This window comes from Enterovibrio norvegicus (genome assembly GCF_002876705.1).
Lineage (GTDB): Bacteria > Pseudomonadota > Gammaproteobacteria > Enterobacterales > Vibrionaceae > Enterovibrio > Enterovibrio norvegicus_B.
Map to the genome: position 1 here is coordinate 679,254 of NZ_MDAG01000057.1, position 20,056 is coordinate 699,309.

At 47.2% G+C, this 20,056-nt stretch carries 16 protein-coding genes; 7 read left to right on the plus strand and 9 right to left on the minus strand.

Annotated features, from left to right (window positions below):
* Nucleotides 1-269: 269 nt before the first annotated feature.
* Nucleotides 270-1,640: an SLC13 family permease gene (locus BCT27_RS22300; protein WP_102392182.1), complete on the plus strand. Its 1,371-nt coding sequence runs from the start codon at nucleotides 270-272 to the stop codon at nucleotides 1,638-1,640.
* Between the two features lie 216 nt (nucleotides 1,641-1,856).
* Nucleotides 1,857-2,948: a ketoacyl-ACP synthase III gene (locus BCT27_RS22305; protein ID WP_102396803.1), complete on the plus strand. Its 1,092-nt coding sequence runs from the start codon at nucleotides 1,857-1,859 to the stop codon at nucleotides 2,946-2,948.
* Between the two features lie 72 nt (nucleotides 2,949-3,020).
* Here BCT27_RS22305 and BCT27_RS22310 read toward each other — a convergent pair whose 3' ends face one another.
* The 4 genes from BCT27_RS22310 to BCT27_RS22325 all read right to left on the minus strand — a co-directional run bounded on the left by BCT27_RS22310 (nucleotide 3,021) and on the right by BCT27_RS22325 (nucleotide 6,863).
* Nucleotides 3,021-4,304, minus strand: coding sequence for a GGDEF domain-containing protein (locus tag BCT27_RS22310; RefSeq protein WP_102392180.1), 1,284 nt, complete (start codon nucleotides 4,302-4,304; stop codon nucleotides 3,021-3,023).
* A 240-nt stretch (nucleotides 4,305-4,544) separates the two neighbouring features.
* Entirely contained in the window at nucleotides 4,545-5,456 is a 912-nt protein-coding gene (gene nagK / locus BCT27_RS22315) for an N-acetylglucosamine kinase (RefSeq protein ID WP_102318834.1), read from the minus strand.
* A gap of 176 nt (nucleotides 5,457-5,632) precedes the next feature.
* Complete coding sequence (locus BCT27_RS22320) at nucleotides 5,633-6,361, minus strand: tRNA-uridine aminocarboxypropyltransferase (protein WP_102392179.1); 729 nt, start codon at nucleotides 6,359-6,361, stop codon at nucleotides 5,633-5,635.
* Between the two features lie 157 nt (nucleotides 6,362-6,518).
* Nucleotides 6,519-6,863: a DUF3802 family protein gene (locus BCT27_RS22325; RefSeq protein ID WP_102318832.1), complete on the minus strand. Its 345-nt coding sequence runs from the start codon at nucleotides 6,861-6,863 to the stop codon at nucleotides 6,519-6,521.
* 294 nt (nucleotides 6,864-7,157) lie between these two features.
* On the opposite strand from BCT27_RS22325, the gene BCT27_RS22330 reads away from it, so the two are divergent.
* The 3 genes from BCT27_RS22330 (at nucleotide 7,158) to BCT27_RS22340 (ending at nucleotide 11,870) form a co-directional block, all read left to right on the plus strand.
* Nucleotides 7,158-10,541, plus strand: coding sequence for an ATP-binding protein (locus tag BCT27_RS22330; protein WP_102396804.1), 3,384 nt, complete (start codon nucleotides 7,158-7,160; stop codon nucleotides 10,539-10,541).
* A gap of 78 nt (nucleotides 10,542-10,619) precedes the next feature.
* Nucleotides 10,620-11,309 carry a DUF3334 family protein gene (locus BCT27_RS22335; protein WP_102318830.1) on the plus strand — a complete coding sequence of 230 codons (690 nt, stop codon included), beginning with the start codon at nucleotides 10,620-10,622 and terminating at the stop codon, nucleotides 11,307-11,309.
* Between the two features lie 99 nt (nucleotides 11,310-11,408).
* Complete coding sequence (locus BCT27_RS22340; RefSeq protein ID WP_102396805.1) at nucleotides 11,409-11,870, plus strand: hypothetical protein; 462 nt, start codon at nucleotides 11,409-11,411, stop codon at nucleotides 11,868-11,870.
* A 122-nt stretch (nucleotides 11,871-11,992) separates the two neighbouring features.
* Here the strand turns inward: BCT27_RS22340 and fruA are convergent, their stop codons facing one another.
* The 3 genes from fruA to fruB are packed head-to-tail and all read right to left on the minus strand — an operon-like array spanning nucleotide 11,993 to nucleotide 15,810.
* Nucleotides 11,993-13,726, minus strand: coding sequence for a PTS fructose transporter subunit IIBC (gene fruA / locus BCT27_RS22345; RefSeq protein ID WP_198597604.1), 1,734 nt, complete (start codon nucleotides 13,724-13,726; stop codon nucleotides 11,993-11,995).
* Nucleotides 13,727-13,731: 5 nt separating this feature from the next.
* The gene (gene pfkB, locus BCT27_RS22350) at nucleotides 13,732-14,691 is read right to left on the minus strand and encodes a 1-phosphofructokinase (protein WP_102396807.1); all 960 of its coding nucleotides are present in this window, start codon (nucleotides 14,689-14,691) and stop codon (nucleotides 13,732-13,734) included.
* 3 nt (nucleotides 14,692-14,694) lie between these two features.
* On the minus strand, nucleotides 14,695-15,810 hold the full coding sequence (fruB, locus tag BCT27_RS22355) for a fused PTS fructose transporter subunit IIA/HPr protein (protein ID WP_102396808.1): 1,116 nt from the start codon (nucleotides 15,808-15,810) through the stop codon (nucleotides 14,695-14,697).
* Nucleotides 15,811-16,139: 329 nt separating this feature from the next.
* Here fruB and cra point away from each other — a divergent pair, with 329 nt between their 5' ends.
* On the plus strand, nucleotides 16,140-17,120 hold the full coding sequence (cra, locus tag BCT27_RS22365) for a catabolite repressor/activator (protein WP_102396810.1): 981 nt from the start codon (nucleotides 16,140-16,142) through the stop codon (nucleotides 17,118-17,120).
* A 680-nt stretch (nucleotides 17,121-17,800) separates the two neighbouring features.
* Entirely contained in the window at nucleotides 17,801-18,220 is a 420-nt protein-coding gene (locus tag BCT27_RS22370) for an RDD family protein (RefSeq protein ID WP_102318823.1), read from the plus strand.
* A gap of 127 nt (nucleotides 18,221-18,347) precedes the next feature.
* Here BCT27_RS22370 and BCT27_RS22375 read toward each other — a convergent pair whose 3' ends face one another.
* Nucleotides 18,348-19,601, minus strand: coding sequence for a Y-family DNA polymerase (locus BCT27_RS22375; RefSeq protein WP_102396811.1), 1,254 nt, complete (start codon nucleotides 19,599-19,601; stop codon nucleotides 18,348-18,350).
* Nucleotides 19,589-19,996, minus strand: a complete 408-nt coding sequence (umuD, locus tag BCT27_RS22380) for a translesion error-prone DNA polymerase V autoproteolytic subunit (protein WP_102396812.1) — start codon at nucleotides 19,994-19,996, stop codon at nucleotides 19,589-19,591. Before umuD ends, BCT27_RS22375 begins: the two co-directional genes overlap by 13 nt.
* Between the last annotated feature and the right edge of the window lie 60 nt (nucleotides 19,997-20,056).

Genomic DNA, 20,056 nt, shown 5'->3' on the forward strand with positions numbered 1-20,056 from the left:
CCAGAACCAGAACCAGAACCTACGAATTCAAACACAGAGAACCCCTCTGCAGCACAATAAATTCCCACTATCTTTCTGAATGACGGGTGGATTTCTACCCATTTACAACTTTCCCTATCTCAAATTTAAACACGCAAATAACATCTTGTTAATCTTGTGTGTTCACGCCCGATTTACCCGCCCTGCTCTGCGCATAATGCTTCCGAACTCTGAGTGATTAGCTCTAACAATTACAAAAATAACCCTACATACCCATAAAGGAAGTCGACATGACAGCATTAACTATTGCTTTCAAAGATTGGCTGTTTAACAAAAATAGCCTGATCTTATTAGCGGACATTGCACTTTTCGCAGTCCTATTAAACGTATTGCCCTACGAAAAAGACGTTGTTATTGGCTTGAGCCTGCTTATCTTCATTGCAGTACTATGGCTGACAGAAGCCTTACATGTCAGCATTACTGCGCTGATGGTGCCCGTTCTCGCTGTGGGCTTGGGTGTTTTCCAAACACCCGCGGCGATGGCCAACTTTGCCAACCCCATCATTTTCCTTTTCCTTGGTGGTTTTGCCCTTGCAGCTGCGTTGCATGTTCAAAAGCTCGACCAAGCCATCGCAGACAAAGTCCTGATCGTTGCGAAAGGGAAAATGAGCGTGGCGGTCATGATGCTGTTTGGTGTGACTGCAGGTCTTTCCATGTGGATATCAAACACGGCCACCACCGCCATGATGCTTCCGTTGGTGTTAGGAGTGCTTAGCAAAGTGAACGCCAAGCAAGAACGCGGCACCTATGTCTTCGTGTTACTGGGTATTGCTTACTGCGCAAGTATCGGCGGTATCTCTACCATTGTTGGTAGCCCACCCAATGCCATTGCAGCAGCAGAAGTGAACTTGAACTTTATTGATTGGATGAAGCTTGGCCTGCCGATCACCATGGTGCTACTCCCTATTACCGTTGGCTTACTGTACATCCTCACCAAGCCAAACCTAAAGCACACATTTGAACTCAACCACGCTCCTATCGAATGGAACAACGCCCGTCGTCTTACCTTGATGATCTTCGGCCTAACCGTGTTCTGCTGGATTTTCAGCAAACCGATTAACCAAATGCTGGGTGGCCTAAGTAAGTTCGATACGCTCGTGGCCATTTCTGCCATCATCTTGCTGGGTGCGACACGCGTAGTGAAATGGAAAGACGTTGAAAAATCGACGGATTGGGGCGTACTACTTTTGTTCGGTGGTGGCTTGTGCTTGAGTAACGTATTGAAAGCCACAGGCACCAGTATTTTCTTGGCTGAATCCCTCAGCGGTTTTTTGTCGTCAGCAGGCGTATTCTTCACCCTGCTTACTGTTGTCGCTTTTGTCGTGTTCTTAACAGAGTTTGCCAGCAACACGGCCAGTGCCGCCTTGCTTGTCCCTGTATTTGCAACGGTCGCAGAAGCGCTTGGGGTATCGCCAGTCATCCTGTCGGCACTGATCGCTATCGCTGCCTCTTGTGCCTTCATGCTGCCTGTTGCAACACCGCCTAATGCCATTGTGTTTGCGTCTGGCCATGTCAAACAGTCAGAAATGATGCGTGCGGGTTTTTACCTAAACTTTGCGTCGATTATCGTACTCGCTATATTCGCGTGGATTTTCTGGTAAGCCTCACATTTTGTTTTCGCGGCAGTGTTTTTATTCGTCGCCTAAACAATTTAAACAAAGTGGCCTTTCTGGCCACTTTTTCATTTTCCAGTCCAATTTAACGTACTTCAATCCGCGTGAGGTGTTGCAAACCACACATTGATCAACATGTTGAATTGTTTCATTGATTTTTCAGCGTTACACTGAATGCTTGAATGATAAAAACAAGAGACAATCATGCCATTTGCTGAAATTACAGGCTGGGGGAAATGTCTTCCGCAGGCTGAACTAACGAATTCTGATCTAAGCACTTTCATTGAAACTTCAGACGAATGGATTTCGTCGCGCACCGGAATCAGTGCTCGTCGTATCAGCCACGTCAACACGTCTGAATTAGCAACGGTTGCAGGTAAACAAGCTCTTGCAACAGCAGGCATTGAAGGTTCTGACCTTGATCTTATTATCGTCGCCACGTGCTCGCCAGATACATTAATTCCAAACATCGCGTCTAAGGTCCAACTTGAATTGGGCGCGAAGAAAGCCGCAGCCTTTGATTTAAACGCGGCTTGCACAGGTTTCCTTTACGCATTAGAAACCGCAACACGCATGATCCAAGCTGGCGCGTATAAGCATGCGTTGGTGATTGGCGCAGAGCGCCTCACTTGGTACCTCGATTGGAGCAAACGCGATACTGCAGTCTTGTTCGGCGACGGAGCTGGCGCCGTTGTTCTTAGCAAAACCGACAAAGAAGTGGGCCTATTGGAAGCGCAACTAGGTTGTGATTCAGAAGGCCGCGATGTGTTGGCAATTCCAGAGTTCGGGACAGGTATGCCTCGCTTTGCCCAAGACAATGGGTACTTTGAATTCAACTTCGTGGGCCGCGAGATATTCAAACGCGCCGTGAAAGGTATGGGTTCTGCAGCAGGAGCTGTGCTTTCGCGCGCAGGGAAAACACCTGAAGGTATTGACCTTGTTATTCCTCACCAAGCCAATAAGCGCATCATTGAAGCCCTCTGCGACCATGCCAAGATCCCGTTGGAAAAAGCATTCATTAACATCCATAAATACGGCAATACTTCCGCAGCAACGATTCCGATTGCGCTGTGTGAAGCCGTTGAAGAAGGCCGAGTGACGCCTAACAGCACCCTGCTTATGGCTGCCTTTGGGGCGGGCTTAACGTGGGGCGCAGGTGTGCTACGTTGGGGTGACCGTGTAACGCCAATCAATACCAGTGATGCAGCTTTACCAGAATCTGATGCAACAGCACTGGAATTATTGAATGAGGCCATTACATGCTGCCAAGAAAACGCAAAGCGTAAAGCTCAGTAAAAACGCCACGTTCAGGCCAAAAAAAAGCAGCCTCGGCTGCTTTTTTGTTTTCTTCCGTAACGTCAAAGAATACTAAGCGGTTACCAGCACATCGGAATAGACTTCTACACGGTTTCTACCCGATTGCTTTGCTTGATAAAGCGCATCATCGGCATCTGCCAACATCCCTGCCACGCTATCGTTCCGGAGTGATGCCACACCAATGCTGCATGTCATCGTCTCACCATGAGGCCAAGCATTATCTTCAAAACGTGAACGGATTTTTTCTGCCAAGAATGACGCCTGAGCGAGGTTTCTATCAGGACAGAAAAACACGAACTCTTCGCCTCCCCAACGAACAGCAATGTCCGTCGACATAGAACGATTTTTTAAGAGCGTCGCGACGTCAATCAAAATGCGATCACCCATCTCATGGCCGAAGGTGTCATTAATGCGTTTGAAGTGATCGATATCAATAACCAACGCCGTACATTCGCGACGGGCTTTTAGAGACATGGTTTTCTCCAAGTCGCGATGGACATTCATGCGGTTTCTCAACCCCGTCAGCGGATCTGTCGTCGCCATAATGGACAATGTTTCACTTTGCTGTTTTAACTGTTCATTAATGGCAAGAAGACGAGCACTGCGAACACGCTCTTCCTTGTAGACTTTAAGACTTTGCCAATATTTCACGCAAAGAACGATGAGAGCAGCAACAAGCCACGTGAAGGTGATATTTTTGAACAGTTGCGCTTCAGAAATCATCACACCTTCAAAACGTATGCTTTCAATATTCAGTCTGTGCTCCCCAATAACAGGTGCACTTCCAGTGGCAATCTCAATCACAGACACGTTGGTTAATTCTGAACCTGCATGCTCCAACGGCACGGCCAGATCAGAAATCCACCATGACAACACTTGGAATGCTTTTAACGGCAGAACGACTTCCGAGTTTTCCAACGTCGGGTTGTATTCCAAACCATTAAATTTCAACGAAACAGGATCATCAACCGATGAGTACGCTTCGTTGTAGTTTCTCAGGTAAACACGAAGACGCTGATCAGGCTGCGGCGCAAGGTAAGACCCTTCAATGACCATCGAATGATAATGAGTGAGATCGATGCCATCGCGAATATCATCGCTTAGACTGATGGCGACTTCGCAATACGGCCAGCGGTGTTTCTCGCCCAACTGACAACCCAAGGTTACCGATTTATCAGCGTTTTGGGTGACAGCACCGAGTGTGTTTCCACCTACACCTTTGTCATCGATGTACCGATATTGAACCTCGTCGCTAGAGATGACATAGTGCGACGATGCGCCACCCGCATAGAACCAAACAACAGCAGACAAGGAAAATAAAAAAAGGATGAGCATAGCGAACATGGTTCGCGAGAATTTCCGATTCAAAACAGGCTTTTTACTCTTAAAATGGCAACAAAAAAATAAACGAGAAGTGAACAGTAAGAAGCTCTATTTATTATGTGTACCAAACAGCCTGCAAACACCGGTATAAAACCGTTTGTCAGAAAGTTTGGTCATGGGCTTTCTTACGAACGAAAAAGCACCGAACATCAGTCCAGTGCTTTCTCATGCAATGAGGACGCTTTGTGTGGGTTAGCGTTGAATATTTAAGAACGCAGCACCACGAACGCCACCAGAGTCACCGTGTTTCGCTTTGATGATCTTTGGAGGATTAGAGATCGAAAGTAGGTATTTTGGCAAGCGTTTTGGCATTTCTTCGTAAATCAGTTCGAAGTTTGATAAACCGCCACCCAAAGCAACAACATCTGGATCAATTCCTGTAAACAATCCTGCAAACACCATGGCAAGCATTTCCATATAACGATCAACAAATGCGACCGCTTTTTCTTCGCCTGCATGGTACTCAGTGATGATGTCGATGGCTTTCTTTTCAGTCTGGTAGTAATGCGTATACAGCATTTCAAAACCACGGCCTGACAGATAGTTATCAATACAGCCTTTGCTTTCACAGCCGCATTCAAAAATCGGCGCGTTTTCACCAAGGTGAAGCCATGCATCAATCGGCATACGCATATGGCCAAGCTCGCCAGCAACATTGTTTTTGCCTGAAACGACTTGTCCGTCGATGACGATACCACCGCCAAAGCCAGTGCCTAAGATAAGACCCAGCACCACTTTTTCGCCTTGAAGAGATTCGTCCCACGCTTCAGAAAGTGCAAAACAGTTTGCATCATTGTTCAGCGCTACCTTGCGGCCAATTTTTGCTTCAAGGTCAGCACGCAACGTGCGTCCTTTTGCTGCAGGGACATTAACAGTAAGAACAGTCCCATCTTCTGCTTTTTCGATACCAGGGATACCGATGCCAACCGACCCTTCACAATTAAACTGGGCGTCGTACTTAGCCACCAGCTCAGCGAGCGTCTCAATTAAACGTCCATAGTCATCACCCGGCGTCGGCACACGTTCTGTTGCCTGTCGCTTAAGATCACTATCAAAAGCGCCAAACTCAATTTTGGTCCCACCCACGTCAAAGCCGTAATACATCCTTTACTCCATTGTTCCAAATTTTATATTTTGCAGTAATGGCGGAAATTATCCCCATTTCACAGGGTTATGAATGTGATTAAAAACAAAATAACCCCGAGATACGGGCTTTCCAAAATTCACTACTGAGAAGCTGCTCGCATTTCCCTTGCGCACAGAAAAACCAGATAGTCGCATTATGCCACTTCACAACGCGCAACGACGTCTTTATAACGATCCAGAGCACCTGGAATTGGCAACTGACGCTGTTTTTTTCCGGTTAAATAATGCTCTTTGAACACATCAAACCATGCGTCCAAACAATCTGCCGCCTTCGAATCACCCGCTAAGGCAAGCACTTTGGCAGCGACCTCCGCCGTTGCCAATTGTCCTTCACCACATGCTTCGCGCATTTTATATCGAGAGGCATCATCTGCCTTAATACTCAACACAGGCAAGCTATCCATCCAAGGACTCTTTCTAAATATTTTCTTAGCTTCCGACCAAGTTCCATCAATTAAAATAAACAGTGGTCTTTTACCTTGTGATACGACAGGTATGTTGACGACACGTTCTGGCGTTGAATACTGTTCAGGAAAGATCACAAAGGGTTGCCACATCGGGTCCTTAATCAGAGCAAGCATCTCTTCATTGGGAGATGTACGTGACCAAATGTAGGCATACGTGTCTTCGACAGCATCAGCAATCAAGCGGCCAGTATTGCTTGGTTTAAGCACTTCATCGTCATACATCACCAGCAAGAAGCCAGCATGAGATGCACGTCTAACATTATGCGCGCAGATACACAAATGGGCATTCACCATGCAGTGACGACAACGCTCGACGCTTGCACCTCGGGCGCGAAAAGGTTTGGTCGATTGTGCCAAACGTTCATCGTAAAGTCGGTGTATTGCGTGGAGTTTCATTGAATGCGCCTAAAAAGAGTAAAGGCGCATTTTAATGGGGGATTTGAGAGGTGCAACCTCTAACTCACGAGCTGCGTGGTGACAGGGTAACTTTCCACACATCACTGACTGACGGTTTGCTCGTTGAGCAACGCTCTAAAAGCAAAGGCTCGCAATACTAAGCACATTCAGAGACGACAGAATCAAACAGGTTCTTCACTAAGCCAACGTACTCATCAAGAAAGTTTATTTGGGCAAACGTTGGCTTTTGGTGCCAGACAGAACTCAGAATTTCTTCCAAATCACTGACCACTTTGTCAGCTTCGGACATAACCTCGAAGCGGAGCTTTTGCGGCATGTCTTTGTTTTGCTCACAAATCACCATAATTTGGGAAGCGACGAGTTCATGAACAAGCTCATCAATGGTTTCTGACCCAATCTTGTCGTCAGTGGAAGAAAACACGCTTAAACTTTCTACGAAATACTCAACCAGTGCAGCGTATCCATCTGATTCAACGACCATTATTTCCTCCAGAACAACAAATATTCATGCGATTTTATTGTCTTTGCACAAGCATTAGTATCTTTTCTTCGTCGCATGTCACTTTTATGGAACATATACGCACTTAGCATCATAGCAACAACTAAAGTATATGTTGCCAAACAGAGTTGATCATTTTGAATGACCTTGTCGCCACCCGGCAGCAACTCAACGTGTCAGTAAACACAACAAAGAGCAACCACCCTCTCATCCCTTTCGGTGAAAAATCACACTGAAAAGACTTCCAAGGGCCAGGTTAGCCAGCAAGGAAAAACGATGACTGATCAAAACATCCAACGGGCCAATCAATTCCCGTTTTCAAAAAGTATTGTGGGTAAGGTGGGCCTGATCATGGCTGCGATGACACTCACCGCAATGCTTCTTTCCGTATCCACCTACGTTATGCACGACAATGCCAGTACGGACACCACAAACACCAGCCGACTAGAAATCCCGAGCGCCCTCCTTTCGGTCTCCATGTTGCGCTATGCCGGTGAAATGAACAGAAGCATGCTGAGCTACGCATTGGGGTCGAGTGCTTCGTTGGACACCTACTACCGCAATAAGAACCAATTCGAAGTGTCTCTAGAGGAACTGAAAAAGATCCATGGCACAGAGAGCGGAAACTTGCAGCGTATTGAAGATGTATATCAGTCGCTCTATCAGCAAATACGTACAGAGGTCATCGAACAATATAACCCTAAGAGAGAAACCTGGGCGCTTGATGAAAAGCGGTATATTTCCACAACCATCGTGACGGAACTTGATCGTAAGATCAGCGCCCTCGCCTCTCAAGATGATACCAATGGCGGGTTGAGTGAAGAAGACAGGCAGCATTACCTGTGGCTTCTTCGAGAGCAAACCGATGATATGCGTTCGTCGCTCTTTTTCTACCTAAGCGGCGAAGCCTTTAAAAGAGAACGCTTCGAACGTAATAAACAAAGCTTCCAAGAATACCTTGCATTGCTGCAAGCCAACGCCGGCAGTACGGGAGAAAAAGAGAAACTCCAAGATATTTCAATCATCTATCAAGCCTTTTATAGTCGTATCGAAAGCGTATTTGATAGTTACAACCCTTACAGCAAGCAACAAGCTATCGCATCTTTGAAAATCATCAGTACTGAAGAATACAAAGTACTCGAAACCGCCCTCACAGAATTCTCGCGGGAAACCAGTTTCCGCGCTGCCAACTCAATGGCAAGCCTACACAAAGTGCTCAAAACAAATCAGCTCTCATTCTTTGCCTTGTTCGGCGTCATGACACTGGTGAGCATCGTGCTGACGGTTTACATCTATAAACGCGTTACGCAGCCTATCGCTCGCTTAGCCGATACCATGCTCAAATTGTCTGATGGAAACACGGAAATTCCGATCCTCTATAAAGAGCGCCCGGATGAGGTTGGACAGATTTCACATGCACTCAGCTCTTTCCGTGATCACATCATTTCTCGCAACCAAGCGAGAGAACAATTGCTGTACCAAAAAGAGCGCGCTGAATCAGCCTCTAAAGCCAAAGCACAATTTTTGGCGGCCATGAGCCATGAGATTCGTACTCCAATGAACGGCGTGATCGGGATGATTGATATCCTTCGCCGTTCAAACCTCGATTCAACACAAAAAGGCGTTGCCAACACAGTTCGTGAATCAGCCTTGTCATTGCTGTCTATAATTAATGACATTCTCGATTTTTCACGGATTGAAGCAGGAAAGATGCGGATTGATGAAGTGCCCCTTTCTATTCGTCATATTACTGAACAGGTAATGGATAACCTCACGACAGAAGCGAATGAAAAGAACGTTTCGCTCATGCTGTTTGTTGATCCGCTCGTGCCCAGCTCTCTATTGGGTGACCCAACACGCATCAAACAAATATTGTTTAACTTGATCGGTAACGGCATCAAGTTTTCCGGCGGTCAACCTCATTTGGGTGAAGTGCAGGTTTGGATCAAGAGCAGTACAGACATTATCAATGACAAAGGAAAGAGCGTTGTACCGATTTCCATTGAAATCAAAGACAATGGCATTGGTATCAGCCCCGATAAACTGGAAAGTATTTTTAGACCCTTCACGCAAGCGGAGTACTCTACCACTCGCCGATATGGCGGTTCCGGTTTAGGTCTGGCGATCAGCAAGAACATTATTTCACTGCTCGACGGCAGCATTGATGCGCGCAGTGAAGAAGGGATTGGTTCGACTTTCTATGTGGACATTAGCCTGCCGCATTCCAATACCATCAACGTACCCGACGACAGCAATATGTTGCTTCTAACAGAAGCGGCGAAAACACTGAGCAATGTTGTGTGTCTTAATACGCTTGAAAATGGTCCTTTAAAAACCAGTATTGATAGCTACCTAGATAACATGAATATCCGCAGTCAGACTGTCTCGCTTGATATGCTTCACCAACATAAGCTTGCTGGCAGCAACAAAGACACAAAATTTGTGATCATCTGCCGCGACTACATGCAGGCCAAGCAATTGACTGCACCGTTCATCACAGCATCTAACAACATTCGATATCTCGAACTCGACATGTCGTTACCCGTCCACCGATACGAAGGGAAAGACGTGTTTGCGATTTACGCGTCCCCCATGAAGCTTTCCATGCTTTTGAGCGGATTACGCATTTGTATTGGCCTTGAAAGTCCAGACTACCCCGTTGTTGACACTTCTGGCCGCGAAGCTTTCATAGAGCGTGTTTCAGAGCATCGGGGCACTGTGCTGGTCGCAGAAGACAACATCACCAACCAAACCGTAATAGAAAAGCAGTTAACGTACCTCGGTTACAAAGTCGTCATGACCGCCGACGGTCAAGATGCACTTCGCGCCTATCGACAACAGCCTTTCACCCTCGTTATTACCGACTGTCACATGCCCAATATGGATGGGTATGAATTGACTCGTTCGATTCGAGTGATTCAAAAAGAACGCAACGAATTCGTCCCTATTATCGCGCTCACCGCAAATGCCCTTGTGGGTGAAGCAGAGCGTTGCATCGAAACCGGCATGAATGATTTCATCGCGAAACCGGTTGAAATGGATGTAATTCAAAAAGTCCTGAACAAATGGCGTCTTCAAAGTCGCCCTACTGACGAGCATCTCTCTATGGCCAATTCAGACTCTTACGTCGATGGTGTCCTTTCTCAAACACCATCTGACACTTCTCACGCTGATAAAGCTGAACAGCAAGCGCATGCGACGCAACAAACGCCTTCGAACCATCAAACAAGCACTGCCTCAACACACATGACCTCTTCTAACGACACGCAACCCCAAAACATTGCACCGATGGAGCTTGATCCAAGCGTGCTGAAAAAACTGTTTTGGGGTGATAAAGCAACGTACGACGAAGTGCTAGGTGAGTTCCAGAAGCATTGCATTCCAGAACTTCAAGAAATGGCAAATGCTTTACCACCTTATGATTACAACACCCTCAAAGACACAGCACATAAGCTAAAAACGTCGTCCAGAAGCATAGGAGCGCGTGACTTGTCTGACACCTGTAAATCGCTGGAGATTGCGGCATCAGAACAGAATGGCGACGTTGAAGAACTGCTGAAGAAAATGGGCGCACAATTACTTGCTTGCACTGATGCAGTTAACGTTAAACGTGAGTTTTTGGCTGCGGAGTTGCAGCAAGATAAAATTAAGGCCTCATAACGGCCAGAACTCGGCAGATTTATCAATTTAGTGCCACACTTGTATTGATGTTCCGCATACAAATCAAGTGGGTTAACTATGAGAAAAACAAAAATCGTCACGACGGAAGATATTCTGCTGAAGCTTTGTCAGTCCGTTACTGCAGTATTAACAAAAGCAACCGACTCTCAAGTTCACCATTCTGCAATGGTGCAAAAGATCTCGAAGACGAGCCTGAAGCCTGACTTTGGCTGTTTTGTCCTCTTTGACGGAGGATTCTCAGGGCTCGTTGTCATTAACTTTGACGCGAAAGCCGCGCTAGAGTTATACACGAAATACATGTCCCATATGGGCATCCCGAAAGAAGAGCTTGCCACCCTGCATACCTCAGATGAGGTCGCGGATGTGTTAGGAGAACTCATGAACCAAATCGTGGGTGACTTTACGGGTAAGATCAAACGCTCTCTGCACACCAACATCACTCAAAACCAACCTAAGATGATGGCGATCAATAAGAACATCAATGTCACCATCGATAGCAACATAGAGCGCCCTCAAGCGCGTCGTGTGAGCTTTGATACCGAAGACAACAACATCTTCTACCTTGAGCTTTCAATGGAACGCACAGAGTTCATTCAGCTTGAAGAATTCGAAGAAGGTGAAGAAGTTAACCCTGATGCAATCCTTGAAACTGAAATCCTGAAACAACTCGAAGGCAAAGACGTATCGAAAAAGAAAAAATCCGCAGCGTCTGACTCCAATTCATTGATGGATGATCTTGGTATATAAAACTAAGATTTAACGGCGGTTTCGGCCGCCGCAGTATGCATCCTCAGTAATTTTTCCGCGCAATACGCCATTTCAAACACAGGATCAGGAGACATAAACATGGAACGTCTTGATTTGTGGTTTGAGAGCATACAGCAGTGGTACGAAAACAAAGAAACGCGACAGTTTGATTCCCTCGCGAACCTTTTGTCTGCTACTCCAGCCACCCTTTTCTCTTCGCCAATCACGCAAGAAAAAAGCGATGCCATCGCTTACTTTGTCGATGCCTGCCACCTTCTTCAGCGTCACTACCAACATATCGACCGTGTCGACGATGCATATAGCTACATGCAATATTGTTATGCCAAACTTCAAGCCTTGGCATCCGATACACAAGCAGAAAGCGACGTAAAACGATGGAGCCTAAAAAAGCTCGATCAGTACATTGTCACTATGATGGAATTTTGCCAACACCAAGGCAAAGACAGTTGGCTTCGAGAAAGTGAGCAATTGGTCGAGCTTCATATTACGTTCATGCTAGGCCAAAACGAGCGAAACCTACATTTGGCGCAGGGTATCTAACGCTAACCATCCAACGTTAGCGATGTATAAAATCGTCGAGCAAAAACGGCACAAAAAAACCGACCTGAGGTCGGTTTTTTATCTTCCGTAAGGCGAGAAATCGATCTCCCACCACTGGGCGCTTATGCGGTTTGCACAACCTTACTTTCAGTCGTACTTTCCGATTGTTTCAATGCCGCGTACAAGAAGCCCGTCACCAAAGTACCGGCCAGAATCGCACCTACATACAAGAACACAGGCGTAATAGCATTCGGAATGAAGAGCACAAACATACCACCGTGCGGTGCCAACAGTTTTGCACCAATTAGCATAGACAACGCACCTGTTAACGCGCCTCCCGCCATACAGGCAGGGATAACACGCATAGGGTCACGCGCGGCAAAAGGAATCGCACCTTCTGAGATAAAGCACAAGCCAAGAACAAACGAGGCTTTACCGGCTTCTCGCTCTTGAGGATTAAACTTACGTTGCGCTAAAAAGGTTGCCAAGCCCATGCCCATTGCAGGCACCATGCCAGCCGCCATCACCGCCGCCATCGGTGTGTAGGTAGAAGATGCCAGTAAACCAACACCAAAGGTATAGGCGGCTTTGTTAACGGGACCACCTAAGTCAAAGCACATCATTGCACCGAGGATCACACCTAACAATACGGCATTGGTCGAGCCCATGCTGTTCAAAAATTCAGTGAGGCTGTTCATGATGCCGGCCACAGGGCCACCCACCACGAAAATCATCACCAAGCCCGTGACCAAACTCGCCAACAACGGAATGATCAGAATCGGTTTCAATGCAGACATAGAGTCAGGTAACACTAATTTGTCGGCAATAAACTTCGCCGTGTAACCTGCTAAGAAACCCGCCACAATACCGCCAAGGAAACCCGCGCCGGTTGAGCTTGCTAACATGCCGCCGATAAGACCCGGCGCAAGGCCTGGACGATCAGCAATTGAGAACGCAATAAAGCCCGCCAACACAGGCACCATTAGCGCAAACGCACTCGCGCCGCCGATTTCCATCAAGGCTGCAGCCAATGTGCCTTCTTCTTTAAAGGCTTCGATACCGAAGACGAATGACAGTGCAATACAAAGACCACCCGCCACAACCAATGGCAGCATGTGCGACACACCGGTCATCAGGTGTTTATACACCCCCGTGCGTTCTTGCTTGTTGCCTTGATCAGATTTCGCACCGCCATGTTTATACACTTCGGCTTGCTCGAACGCTGACGCCAATTCTTGTTTGGTTTTCTTCAGCGCTGCGCCCGTGCTGGTGCGGTACACACGTTTACCATCAAAACGCGCCATGTCGATGTCAATATCTGCGCCAATGAACACCAAGTCTGCTTGCGCTATCTCTTCGGCTGTTAGCTGGTTTTTCGCACCCACAGATCCTCGGGTTTCGATTTTTACCCACATGCCCTGTGAACGCGCTTCTTCATCCAGTGCTTCAGCAGCCATGAAGGTATGAGCAACCCCAGTTGGACACGCGGTAATACCGACAATACGCTGTTGTGCAGAAGCAGCAGATTCACTCGCCTCGTTAGTGTGCACATAAGGCGTTGCCTTTGATGCAGCGGTTTCTAAAAGTGCTGCCGCGTCTTGGTAAACCGCGTCTACCGATGCTTGATACACCTTCTTACCGGCAAAACGCGCCATATCAGCGACAGGACCCACCGCAAGGATGAACTCCGCACCGTCGATAGCGTCCAAAGATACGTTTTCAATGGCTTTAACGCTGGTCTGGCACTCGATTGAAACAGGCCATTTCAACGATGACGCGGCTTTCTCAAGCAGACCTGCTGCAATAATGGTATTCGCTATACCGCTCGGGCAAGCTGTAATGATGACGGCTTTCATCTGCATTATCCCTTTTCGTTTTCGTTGGTAAGTGGCTTCACGCTGATCTGATTCTTCAGGTTTTCAACGTCAATAATGTTCTCAACACCCACATTCACTTGCGTCACAGCCAGCGCCGAGAGCGCGGTTGCAAAGCCAAGGGTTTGTTCGCGTGACCATTGATTTAATTCACCCCAGCACATGCCAGCGACGAGGGTATCCCCAGCGCCAACCGTGCTCACAACCTGCATTTTGGGTGGTTGGCTTTGAAGCCACTTGCCATTCGCAAACCAAAGTACACCGTCAGCACCCCGTGAAATCACCACATTTTGAATGCCGGTTTCAGCAAGTGCTTCACCGGTTTGCATCAATGCATGTTCCGATGTCAGTTCTTGGCCCGCCCACTGCGACAACTCTTCATCGTTAGGCTTGATGAGCCAAGGCGTTGCTTTAAGTCCTTCGGTTAACGCAGCATTGCTGCTATCGAAGAACACTTTCTTGCCTTGCTCGAGCAGAGCAAGGATCCAGCGCTTCAACGTGTCTGGAGAAATACCGCGTGGCAAACTGCCCGCAATCACAAACACATCGTGCGTATCAGCCAAAGAAAACAGGGTTGCTTCAAATGCAGAAACGTCTTTCTCGCTGACTTCTACGCCAGGGAAATTCAGATCGGTGACACGGCCACTCTCTTCAACTAACTTCACGTTAATGCGAGATGCACCAGTTACACGGACAAATTTGTCGGTAATCGTCTGTTGCTCGAACAGGTGCACAAACGGGTCTTGGTTCTCATCCCCCAAGAACCCCGTCACGGTGACATTTGCACCGAGATCAGCCAGCACTTTCGCAACGTTAATGCCCTTGCCACCTGGGTTCAGATTCGACGATGAAATCAAGTTAACGCTACCCGCGTTGAGTTCCCCCATCGCGCCTGTCATATCCAGCGCAGGGTTTAACGTCACGGTAACAACATTCAATGTGCTCATGATTTACCCCTCACCCAAACCATTTGAAATTGCAATGCCAATGGCGTCTAACGCCTGCTGAGCATCAGCACCCTCTGCAACGAACGCCAACTCATGACCTTGTTTCACGCCTAGCGCAATCACTTTCATCAAGCTTTTCGCATTAACTTGCTTACCTTCAGCGGTCACGTTCGTTACCCAGATTTGTGAATCAAACGTCTTCGCCACACTCACCAGCAAAGCACCTGGACGGGCATGCAAACCATGAGCATTTTTGATTTTGAACGTTTCGCTCAAGCCCGATTGACGCACTTCAAGCAACATTTTCACCGCATCAGCAGCGGATGCATTGAACATATCCCCTAGTTTGTTGCTAATAAGCAAGTTGGTGACATTGTTCAGTGCCTCGATGTATTCCGTGCCTTTCCCCGCAACGGTCAGCAAACCTTTCACTGGGTGTCCGTCTTGGTGGAATTCACTTTCAACAGTGACCAAAGACAACGCGGTTTGATTTACGCCCTTTGACGAAGACGTCACCCACAAGCCCTGCCCAATATGGGTTGGCACTTTAGCGACAAGATCTGCAACAAACTCCTGCGTCACTGCTTTCGCATTCTTCAGTTTTCCTGCGCACACTGCGCTCATTGAGGTTAATTCTGCGACAGGAAAATGCAGCGTCACGCACGATTCATCAAACAGCAGGGGTTGTTGGTTTTCACCTTTTAACACCGCCAACACTTGCTCTGCGCTTTCTGCTTTTTTCAGCGCGTCTTCAACACCGTCACTCGACAACACATGCGTCAGTTGTTTCAAAATGCCAAGGTGCTCACCAGACTTTGCTGCAATACCAATGGCCAGAAATGCGGTGTTACCGTCTCCCCAGTCAACGCCATTGGCGAAGTGGTGAATTTGCACACCCGTTTGTTTCACCAGGTTACGGGTATCCGTCGTGCCGTGAGGAATAGCGATACCGTTCCCCAAAAACGTCGAGTTTTGTTGTTCCCGCGCCAACATGCCACGTTCGTAGCCGTCAGCCACAAGGCCTTTGGACACGAGATCGGTCGCGATACGCTTTATCGCCTCTTCTTTGTTACTGGCATGCTTTCCTAAAAGGATGTCTTGCGTGGTCAGTTCCAACATGTTCTTTCCTCAACCTTGGGCAGAAATCTCTACCCTTTCGAATTCATCGTCGTGTTTACTGATTCGTATCCGCTACCGTGCTTTCGATTCGGATACTGCTTTCACCGTTAGTGAAAACCTTTATCTGAAATCTTCAGCTGAAAACGTAGCTTTAAATCTAGCTGAATCGTTTCAGCTTTTAATCGAAAAAAGAGGCTTCTCGCACATTTTCAAATCTTGCTGAAACCTTTCAGCTTTAATGCTGAATCCATTCAGCTTATAATGCAAAGAGTCTTAATCTTCCTTAACGCGTTTTATGATCATGCGCACAGAACAAGGATCGTCATCGAATGAAACTAGATGAAATTGCGCGCTTAGCCGGTGTATCGCGAACCACCGCAAGCTATGTGATTAATGGAAAGTCGGCGAAATATCGCATCAGTGAACGCACGCAACAGAAAGTCATGGAAGTGGTGAATCAACACAACTACCGCCCAGACCACGCTGCAAGCGCCCTTCGAGCTGGCACAAGCCGATCTTTCGGTTTAGTGATCCCAGACCTAGAAAACACCAGTTACGCCAAAATTGCCAAGCTGCTTGAACGTAATGCTCGTCAAGCAGGCTACCAGCTCATCATCAGTTGCTCAGACGACGATCCTGAAACAGAAATGCAGGTAGTGAATACCTTGGTGAGTCGCAAAATAGACGCCCTGATTGTCGCCACTGCCCTGCCCGCCGATACGCAGTTCTATCCATCCATTCAAGCATCAGGTACGCCAGTTATTGCCATTGATCGCGCGTTAGATGACGAAACCTTTGCCAGTGTGATCAGTGAGGATTTAGACGGCGCATTCTCATTGACCGAAAAGCTCATCACCCACAACGTTGCATCCATCGGGCTGGTTGGGGCTGTCGCTGAGTTAGGCGTGTCGAAAGAACGCGAGCAAGGCTTTCTCTCCGCTGCACGAAAAGGCAATGTGCTAACCCAAGTCGCTTACGGTGCTCACTTCTCGCAAGAAGAAGGAAAACGCATCGTCATTGATTGGTACAAAAGGGGCGAATTGCCCGACGCCATTCTTACGACTTCCTACACCTTGTTTGAAGGCGTGCTTGATGCATTGTTAGTTCACCCTGAAATCGGACAAAAGATGACGTTCGCAACCTTCGGTGATAACCGCATGTTGGACTTTCTTCCACTGAAAGTGCATTCCCTGCCTCAGCAATTTGAACTCATTAGCGAGCACGCACTGGAACTGACGTTGAATGCCATTGCAAAACGCTACCAACGTGGTGTTGAAGTCGTGCCGCGTAAACCCAAATGGCGCGAATAGCATTGCCCATTTAATGAAAGCCGAAGTGAAGTGAAACATACAAATAGCTGTAGGCTTTCCCTTTACGCGAACTTTCCCTTTACAGAGAGCATGCTGTCATTGAGCCACTATTATGAATTAAATTAACCCTGCCAAACTGCCAAACTGCCAAACTGCCAAACTGCGCAACAATAAATGAAGAGTGATAACACCCGAGAACAGAGAGAAGTACTTTCTCGTTGCAGTGCCAACGCTTAGCCTTTGGATTGATCAAAAATCTAGGAGAGCGTTTCATCACTCATTTGTTTGCCATCCACTAATAATGCTAGCCGTATCATTATCATTTGTTCTAGGTGGAATCCTTAATTATCACTACAACGAGAATATTGAAAGTACCAATATGATAGCCATTTGATGATAGCTACGTGGTCACTTTTCGTATTTATGTCATTGGGTTTGCTTATTAGAAAGATAGTAAACCAACTTAAGGCAGAAAATAAAATCGATGGTGACCAACCATTTACATCAAATAATAAAACCAGAGAACCTATTCTTTCTCCTTCCAACCCAACGTGAATAAAATGTGGATCTCAATCTTCCTTGTTAGCTTTGCAACGAAGCCTTTATTCGCCTACGATGTCTTTTTTTTAAGCAGTATGACAATATTTTTTCATACAACGTAAAGTAATAAAGGAGTTTTAATGGCTGAAGATACAAAGTATGTAGGATTTTGGGCTCGTGCAGTAGCTACAATCATCGACAATATTTGGATGAGCATTGTCGGATTAACTATTGTGCTGCTTGCCTTTGGGAGAGAAGCTTTTATCGATAGCACTGAGTTTTCGCTATCTGCCAGTGCAGTTCTTTATTTATTACCTGTGGTCTTTGTCATTACTTTTTGGCGACTGAAATCGGCTACTCCTGGCAAAATGTTGTTTGGCATGAAGTTAGTAGATGCAGAGACACTTGGACCAGTGTCAACACCTCGATTAGTACTAAGGTATCTAGCATATTTTATATCTTTTATTCCTTTAGGTTTAGGCTTCTTCTGGGCTGCATTCGATAAACGTAAGCAATGTTTTCACGATAAAATAGCAAAAACCGTCATAATCAAAGGTTAGACGGCTAATAAAAACATTATTAATCTCAGGCCGTTAAGATGTCTTGCTCACTCTAATCAGCAAGGGGCGATTGCATCTATTATCACGTGTGCCATACGAAGAAGGGCTGCAACTGAAGCCCTTCAGCTCAACACCTCACCACCGGCACATCATCCCACCTTGTCGTGTACTGCGGAGACAAAAACTCGCGCCGCATGCCCCACTTCGGATCGATTCCCTGCGCAGCCATGAACACCGCACCGGTGCCATAACGCTGATTGAGCCCATCAAACGCCTGCATCAACGCAGGGTTCCCTGGCTGAGTGTTAAACAAATCTGGCTGCACGTGCTTGGCGTTCACTAAATCAAGCAGCCCAACACCCACCTTGTAATAACGCACACCCTCTTGAAACAACCTCGGCACCATCGCCGCTACTGCCGACGTGATCACCGCCGTGTCATCTGCCGGAAACGCAAAGTGCACCATCTGCTTAAAGCTCTTTGGCTTTTCATCAAACGGAGAGTTACCCGCAAACACCATCAACACAGAACACAAAGACCCTTGTGCGCGCATTTTCGCTGCTGCAATTCCTGCGTGTTTACACAATGCCTGGCGTAGCGATTCTTCATCCTGAATCCGCTCACCCATCGAACGCGTTGAGAAGATCTGCTTCTTGTCAGCGCGGGCCACGTCCCACCCTTTGCAGACCTCCCCGTTTAGCTCCCTGACCGTGCGTTCCATTTCGACGTTGAATTCCTTACGCGCAAGACCCGTAGGCATCTTGGATAACTGCAATGCTGTGTTCACTCCTTGAAACTTCAACCGTGCAGCAATCTTCCGGCCAACGCCCCAGACATCCCCTGCTTCCATGAGCGAAAGCACCTCAATGCGCGTTGTTTCCGAATCCAACACACAGACACCGTTGTATCCTGCTATCTTCTTCGCCGCATGGTTTGCCGCTTTCGCCAAGGTCAATGTTTGGCCCATGCCCACACCCACCGCTAATCGGCATTCTTTCCATACTGCTTGACGCAATGCATGCCCCTGTTCGCGTAAATCAGGTACCGCACTGCAGCGATGAAAAGACAAGAATGACTCATCGATGGAATACACATGCTGCTCGGGTGCAAAGCGCCCGATCACCTGCATCATGCGTTCTGACAAATCACCATAAAGCTCGTAGTTTGATGAACAGACAATAACCCCTGCCGCTTCACAACGCGCACGGACTTGAAAGTAAGGTTTGAACTTCTCGATACCCGCCTCTTTTGCTTGGCGGTTCGCTGCAACGACACAGCCATCGTTATTTGAAAGCACGATGACCGGTTTGCCGCGCCAATCAGGTCTGAATACCTGTTCAGCACTGCAGTAAAAGGAATTAGCATCAACTAACGCGAACACAGAAGCGGACTCTGACGGTGACAACGGATTGAGCGGATCACAACCCCCTCTATCGTGAAGATGTCATGTTTGGTGATAGCGACAGAGGAATACTTGTCATTGGCTGAAAGCAGAAGTCGACGCGGGACATCAAGCAGCTTACAGATAAACTCCCCGTTTAAATTCGCCACAATCACATCGCCGTCTCTGACAGTAACGTGACGATCAACGACCAAGATATCGCCGTCGAAAATCCCCACACCTTGCATAGACTCACCCGACGCTTTACCAATAAACGTCGCACTTGGATGCTCGACAAGCAGTTCATCTAGGCTTAAAGGCAGTTGACGGTAATCACTGGCTGGAGATTCAAAGCCAGTGATACCGGCACTGGCAAACATAGGGATAACGTTCATATTTCATACTGTCTATACATACAGTATTCATTCTAGCGTTTTTCGTCTCATAAGCAAGAT